This is a genomic window from Falsiporphyromonas endometrii (genome assembly GCF_042654485.1).
GTDB lineage: Bacteria > Bacteroidota > Bacteroidia > Bacteroidales > Porphyromonadaceae > Porphyromonas > Porphyromonas endometrii.
Map to the genome: position 1 here is coordinate 1 of NZ_JBHSGO010000139.1, position 7,115 is coordinate 7,115.

Genomic DNA, 7,115 nt, shown 5'->3' on the forward strand with positions numbered 1-7,115 from the left:
ATAACTATTTGTATACCATAAAGATAACTATTATTAATAACATGGAAAAGACTTAATATAGAGAAAGTTGAAACTTTTTTCAAAAAACAGAAAGGGCTGCGCCAAATGGAATTTTGACACAGCCCCCCTTAATGTACATTAGTTGCAACTAACCACATTTGATTATTTGCGGTTACGCTTTCCGTAGCGGCTCATGAACTTATCAACACGTCCGGCTGTGTCTACCAACTTAGCCTTACCTGTAAAGAATGGGTGAGACGTGTTAGAAATTTCCACCTTGATAAGTGGATATTCAACGCCATCAACAGTGATGGTCTCTTTCGCCTGCATTGTAGAACGAGTGATAAAGATGTCGTCGTTAGACATATCCTTAAACACAACAGGACGATAATTCTCTGGATGGATATCCTTCTTCATACTATATTAATTTATTTATTCTTTCAATAATCAATAATTCTGGCTGGTAACCGGACTGCAAAAGTAAGTAGTTTTCTTGATTTGCCCAACTTTTTATCAATTATAAGGTCGTTGTTTTCATATCGTTGTCTCTGATTTGTCGCCTATTATCTTCTCTTTATTGTTATGGAAAGCCCTTCTTTACCTACTTTTCTCATTGTTTATAATTATATCTTTGTGGATTGGAAGTTCTTTTCAAAATACTTGTTGTTAATACATTGACTCTATTTTTGTTTACTTATGAGTTCCGGTCGTTTAGATTATATCGATGCCGCAAAAGGATTAGGCATAATGTTGGTTGCAGTGGGGCATTTTACAGCTCAAAGTGCCCCTTTGTGGTATGATTCATTGTGGAGTCTTATTTTCCTTTTTCATATGCCTCTCTTCTTTTTCCTCAGTGGAATGACATCATGTCTTTCTCGTAATAGGACAGCATTCAAAACATACTTTTTATCACGCACTTTACGTTTGTTGGTTCCATATCTTGTTGCCTCTTTATGTTATGAGGCGATGATGGTTTATATCCATGGGATAGGGGCTTTTAGCTTTAAGTTTTTATATACTTATCCTGGCAAACAGGCTGTTTATCTTTGGTTCCTTCCTGCCCTGTGGCTTTGTTCTCTTGTCTCTTATCCGCTTGTCCATCTTAAGTTGAGGTTTTTATTTCCGATTGCGTTATTGAGCTTTTTTCTGCTCCTTCCGTCTTTCCCTCATTTACCCGGTTATCTCAATGATTGTAGACTGTACTTGCCCTATGTTTTGTTTGGCTCTTTTTGGTGGAGGTGGCAATCCAAAGGGGAGGGAAGCTCTTCTCAAATGATTTTTGCTCTGTTGACCCTTCTTATGGGACTTGTCCTTTGCAACTATCTCTTTTCAAACTATGACCTTTCGGTTAAGACCTTAGTCTCTTTTTTACTTGCTTTGCTTTGTACCATGTGTGTGCTGTTTGCTTTTCAGTTTATTTTTACCCCTCGTTGGATTGTGAAAATAGGAATGGTATCTATGTTGATCTATCTTCTTCATCCAATGATCTTATATCCCTTCAAATATATCTACGAACAGCATATCATGACCGGCTCTCTTTCATTCGGATGCCTGATGGTAGTGGGTGTTTCTTTATCTTGCGTCGTTCCATATATTTTGGATCGATTTGTTGGAAGATTTTTGCCGTGGGTAAAGGTTTTGTATGGTTCGCATTGACTGATTATTGTGCTTGTCAATAGGATGTCGTTGCTAAAGAGTCTCCTTTTTAGTATCTTAGTCATCACATAAAGAATAAGAACCATGGAGATAAGCATATTACTTACCATACTTTTGATTGTCGTTTCCCTTGGCGGATTACTTCTCCAAGGGGGTAGGGTATGTCTTATCTTAGAGGAGGAAATGGATCACTTCTCAATGATCAAATACAATCTTATAAGTGGTCTTTATGATTGGGCTGTGAAGCTCGTAAGAAGAGACTCTTATGTGTTAAATACTGTTATTTTAACTAACACTCAAAAAGCGACTCAAACAACGCTGATTCAACTTCAAAATCACAACTTCCGGAGTTAGGGTTCCCTGACCTTCTTACTGACTTTGCCTGTTTTATAGTACGAAACAGGCTTTCTTTATGCGCTATTTTAACAGATAAGCTCGCGCGAGAAGCAATCTATTCTCGCGCGACTTTCGATCCGTTGTCGCGCGACCTTGACATGCGAAGTCGCGCTACTTGGGGTGCAACCTCGCGCGAGGTTGGGTTCAAGGTAGCGCGAGAATGGATTGCAAGTCGCGCGACCTTCCAAAAAAGGAGGCTTTAAAGCTATTTTTAAGTCGCCAAAAGAGGAATTAAAAATAGCCTTTATGTATTTTAACACTTTGCGGAGTCAGTTAATTTCTCCTCTTCTCAATTTTAGCAATTAAAAAGGCGTTTATAAGGGCAAAATCAGCCTCTTTTTGCCCTTATAAACGCCTAATTTAATTAACAATATTTATCTAAATAACTGCAGATTAAGCGTAAAAATATCGTTTTAAGTCTATATTTTTACTCCATCGCTGTCTTCGTTTTCAAGTTCTTTGCTTGCTCTATAAGATTTTCCGCTTGAGAAGTAGTAGCTAATGCCGAACCACATTTTCCAATAGTTGTCTCTCTCAGTTGTATTGAGGATTTCCTTCATTGGGATATGTGGTAAGCTTTCGGACGTAAACTTTTCTCTAACAAACATATTTTGCAAACAAAAGTTGAAACCCCAGTTTTTGTATCTGTAAGATGCTCCAAACTCAGAATAGAACTTGTTATCTTCCATAAAATAGCTTTTCATTGCCTTATAGGGGAGGGTCATGCCTAAGTTGAAACTGAAGTTATTGATATTATACTCCACTGATCCACCCGATTTGAAGCTGAAGTAAGATTTTTTGAAGCCCGACTCGTAGCTATAAGTCCTATTAAAGGGATTGCCATATAGTCTTATGGATAACCTCTCATCCATAAATGGTTTGAGCGTTACACTCGCCCCAAAGTTTATCAATTGCATGTATCTGCTGTTTTCAGGACGTTGGACTATGGCATTTGCCCCATTGATTTCTTCATTGATAAACCCTGTGATTATTTCTTTATTGCTTCTATAGTACTCGAAATAACTATCGAAATAAATGAGTTTGCTTATAAATCTATATTGTAACTTACTATCGAAGATGTAGGAGTTTTTTAGTCCCGGATTGTTGCGATAATAGAACCCTTCTTTTACCTTTCGCAATACATTGGCTGTCATACTTAGCCCCGGCACATTATTCATTCCTATGAGATCGAGCCTTAGCGAATGTCCTCGTGGCATACGGTACATTAGGCTTAGCTGAGGACGGAAATAATATTTTGTTTCAGACTGATCTTTACCTTTATGTGATGAGATATTGACGACTGCAAATGATGGACTCAGATAGTATTGCAGCTTTCCGATAAGTCCGGATAATGTTACATAACTTCTATTGTTAAACTGCTTTTGTCTATCGCTTGTCTTTGGCCCAATGCTTCCACCGCTAATATTGAAATCGGCATTTGAGTACATACCTTGAGTCCCTACCGATACATTGACACCCCTAAAGCCATGTTGATATTCGATTTGAGCTATTAGGGAAATTTTATCGTTGTCTGCATCCAGATAGTCGTCTATGTAGATGCTATTGGTTTGAAGTCCTCTTTCTAACTCGTTCATGTGTTGGGTCACAATGTTGGATGTCATTACCACATTGGAGTATAGTCTGCTATTTTCATTAAAAGTGTAGTCGAAGTATAGGTCCAGAACCGGTACAAAAGAGTTTGATTTGAATTTGGTCAAACCTTTTCTGTCCGGGTCAACTGTATTATGGTATGCGTGTCCATCTTGATTAACCCGACTTTTGTAGTATTCATAGTTGCCGGAGAGTGATGCTTGGAAGGTATATTTAGAAGGCTCTCTATAGGTGTAGGAGAGTTTTAGATTGGAAGAGATATATTTGAACTTGTCTATCTTATCATTAACGAACTTGTACTCTTTGTCAGCCGTGTAGGCAAGTTGCTGTTCTTGTTCTCTTCCTTTATGTGTGTCTCGGATAAAGAGATTTGTGAAGAGGTTGAAACGGTGCTTTCCAATATTGTATCCGTAATAACCTTTGGCATAAGCGTCCGTAGCAAGAGGTGCGATATTCGCATCAAAGCCTCCATTGTAACCGGTATCGAGGGAGGCAGTGATGACGTCAATGACCGGCCCCTGCACATTGAAGCGTTCTGGTGGAAGGTCATAACGATCTATTCGGATAATCTTTTGCGGAGGTATGGTCTTAAGCTCCTCATTGCTGGATATGATACCATTGAGTAGGATGAGTGGGGCCGATCCGCCATGAGCAGATGTAATATTTCCTGTTCGGACATCTTTCTTAAATTCGGGAAGGCAAAATACAAGATCTTGCAATACTCTTGCTTTCTTGATCTGTTGCTTGTCGAATGTGAAAGAGTCTTTCCCAACCATACCCTTAGCTTTTGCGCTGACAACAACGGCGTTAAGCTCTTTACTCTCGGGCGTAAGTTCAAAATTTATATCAATAATCTTATGATTTTGATCCAATGTAATGGTCGTAAGTCGCTTTTGAAAGCCAATAAATGAGGCCTCTAATTGATAGGTGCCGTAAGGTAAATCCTTGATAATATATCGACCTGTTTTGTCCGTGATTACGCCCCCTATAAGTTTACCACTCAAAGAGTCTGTAGCCGATACGGTTGCAAACTCAAGTCCCTGATTGCCGGTGTATACATACCCCCTGATTGTTGTCTGAGCATGGCAGAAGGCAATAGAAAGAATGATAATAATGAAGAAAGATAAATGTCTCATAGATTAATTAACTTTTATAGTTCTATTATGGGCTTAGATAACTTAAAACATTAAATATCAAGCCTACCCGAATCCATAGGTTGAAACGACCTCTTAATATTTTATTGCTGTAAAAATATATATATTTATCGATACTTCAACTAACTTTATTAATAAATATTGTGGAGGGTTGTAAATCTGTGTCCTTATAAAAGAGAAATCCGTTTTAATAATCTCAAAGCAACTTCTAATAAATGGGTTGTGTCATAATTACATTTGCGCCAAATCAACCGTCATTTGTAAATAACAATCGCTATCAAAGAGCTAAAAAGCACAATGATAGCGATTGCTGTTAAGTTGGTAAAAGTCTGTGAATATCTATTAGAAAGGAAATCTTCTCATTTCATGATGATCTTCATAGATGATTCCTTTTTGTCATTGTCCTTCACAGAGACTATATATTGTCCCGAACGCAGACGAGAAGCCAAATCAACTTTGCTTTCAGCATCAACTTGCATGGATAAGCAGAGCCTACCATTCATATCATAAATGGTGATTTCAGCAGGTTTATCTCCTTGGAGATGAAGCATCTTTCCGTCAAAGAAATACAACGAAGCTCTTATTGGTGTATCGACAGAAGTGAGGGCTGCAAATATATTCTTATCAAAGTTGATTACTGCACACACAAATCCTTCATTGTCATACGTGCTTAAAGCCAGAGTCTTTCCATCCATGCTGAAATAAGGAAGACCCATTTTTGTAACTTCGGATTCAGAAAGGCTCTTTGCTATATCTACCCCTGTTTTATCCTTCAACCATTTATCAAGTGGCACCGAAGTATTGTCTTTACTACTGACGGCATAGGTGTCGAAGCCTTCATAAGCATTGCCAACTAAAGCTATGATTCCTCCTCCGGGAAGCAGGTCAAAACCTGTACCTCCATCTAAATTCAATACGGTGTTCGTATTGTTTTCAACATCTAATAATGCAGGATTCATAACTTTAGGATCTTTTAAACCATCGACAAAATAGGTGCAAATAGCATGACCGAGTGTTGCACGATGAATACTATAGCCTCCGAAAGTCGAACCATGTTTAGTAAATTCCGAGAATTTCCTTTCCCACTCATCCATAGCCGCATTATACTTTGTCAACTGATCCTTATATTCTTGGCTATTCTCATCAGTAGCTGTCACATATTCTCCATAATCAGGCATCACGCCCGGTTTAGGTTTGCTCAGGTCATATTCTATGTGGTCAAAAGGTGTGGAATACTTGTAGGTACCATCTTGCTGCCTACTCCATACCAAGATACGGTAATTGTTACCCATATCATTGACCTGCTGGCCAACAATATATTTACCATCCTGAGTAACTGTTCGTGTCTGTGAGTACTGAGCATTAGCTCCCATGATATCTTTTGACTCAAAATCAAGCGTGTGGATTGAATACAAACCGTCCTCACCGAGCTCGGCATATGCAGGTACCTGGCTATATCCGTCATCGGATAAGTTCCCTACGATAATCTTCCCATCATGTGTTGTACTCCAAATATCGAAATATGGATAATCTGATATAGGAGACTTTATCTCTATGGAAGAACTCGAACCTGCCTTTCGATAATAAGCTTTTCGATCCGAGTTGTAAACAATATCTCCATTTGGAAATACAGAATATACAACAACCTCATCTCCCGCTTCTATATCATAGGCTTTCTTCTCAACAAGGTCATAATAAAAACCGGTAGACTTAGATATGGTTTGGCCCCAGAGATAATGACCGTCTGAAGAGACTCCAAGTGTCTGAACTTGATTGGACTTTATGGCTGGAATAAGTTCAGGCCCTCCAATAATTTGAACAGGATTGCTCTGCGCTGATGCTGAAAGGATATAGGCAGAGGCACATAAACAAAGTAATAACTGTTTCATAAGTACATTCTAGTTAATAGTGTTTGTATTTAATGATAATCTAAATAAATACCAATAAAGTTAACTAAATTGTGATATAAAAACATAAACTATCGAAAAAATATATCAGAATATCAATTAATATCAATACACTTCTCTTACAAAAAATAACCATACCACTTTGTTTGTTATACACTGTATTGAAAAGCATAAGTATCCATCCGACATATCGACTGGTATATTTTCAGTCGCCACCAACAATTACAGTCCGGGATCCAGTAAAATCGTTCTCTAACCAAAATCAAAGATACTGTCCCAAAAAAGTGTGTAAGACCCAAGACTATTATCTTTGAAAAAATAAAATAAAACAGTAAAACAGTATGGATCTCACACGAGTACAAATTAAAGAAATTATTTCGAATTGTCTGGC

General features: G+C 38.0%; 5 protein-coding genes. 2 read left to right on the forward strand and 3 right to left on the reverse strand.

What is annotated here, in order from left to right; translation table 11 throughout:
- Positions 1-162 precede the first annotated feature (162 nt).
- Complete coding sequence (locus ACFO3G_RS04315) at positions 163-417, reverse strand: type B 50S ribosomal protein L31 (protein ID WP_380078316.1); 255 nt, start codon at positions 415-417, stop codon at positions 163-165.
- A gap of 279 nt (positions 418-696) precedes the next feature.
- On the opposite strand from ACFO3G_RS04315, the gene ACFO3G_RS04320 reads away from it, so the two are divergent.
- Together ACFO3G_RS04320 and ACFO3G_RS04325 are read left to right on the forward strand one after the other, a co-directional pair.
- A complete protein-coding gene (locus ACFO3G_RS04320) occupies positions 697-1,656 on the forward strand; it encodes an acyltransferase family protein (protein WP_380078318.1) in 960 nt (319 codons plus the stop codon).
- A gap of 84 nt (positions 1,657-1,740) precedes the next feature.
- Positions 1,741-2,010: a hypothetical protein gene (locus ACFO3G_RS04325; protein WP_380078320.1), complete on the forward strand. Its 270-nt coding sequence runs from the start codon at positions 1,741-1,743 to the stop codon at positions 2,008-2,010.
- A 461-nt stretch (positions 2,011-2,471) separates the two neighbouring features.
- Here ACFO3G_RS04325 and ACFO3G_RS04330 read toward each other — a convergent pair whose 3' ends face one another.
- Positions 2,472-4,799 (reverse strand): carboxypeptidase-like regulatory domain-containing protein, encoded by a 2,328-nt coding sequence (locus ACFO3G_RS04330; protein ID WP_380078322.1) that lies wholly within the window; start codon positions 4,797-4,799, stop codon positions 2,472-2,474.
- Positions 4,800-5,176: 377 nt separating this feature from the next.
- Positions 5,177-6,706 (reverse strand): T9SS type A sorting domain-containing protein, encoded by a 1,530-nt coding sequence (locus ACFO3G_RS04335; RefSeq protein ID WP_380078324.1) that lies wholly within the window; start codon positions 6,704-6,706, stop codon positions 5,177-5,179.
- Between the last annotated feature and the right edge of the window lie 409 nt (positions 6,707-7,115).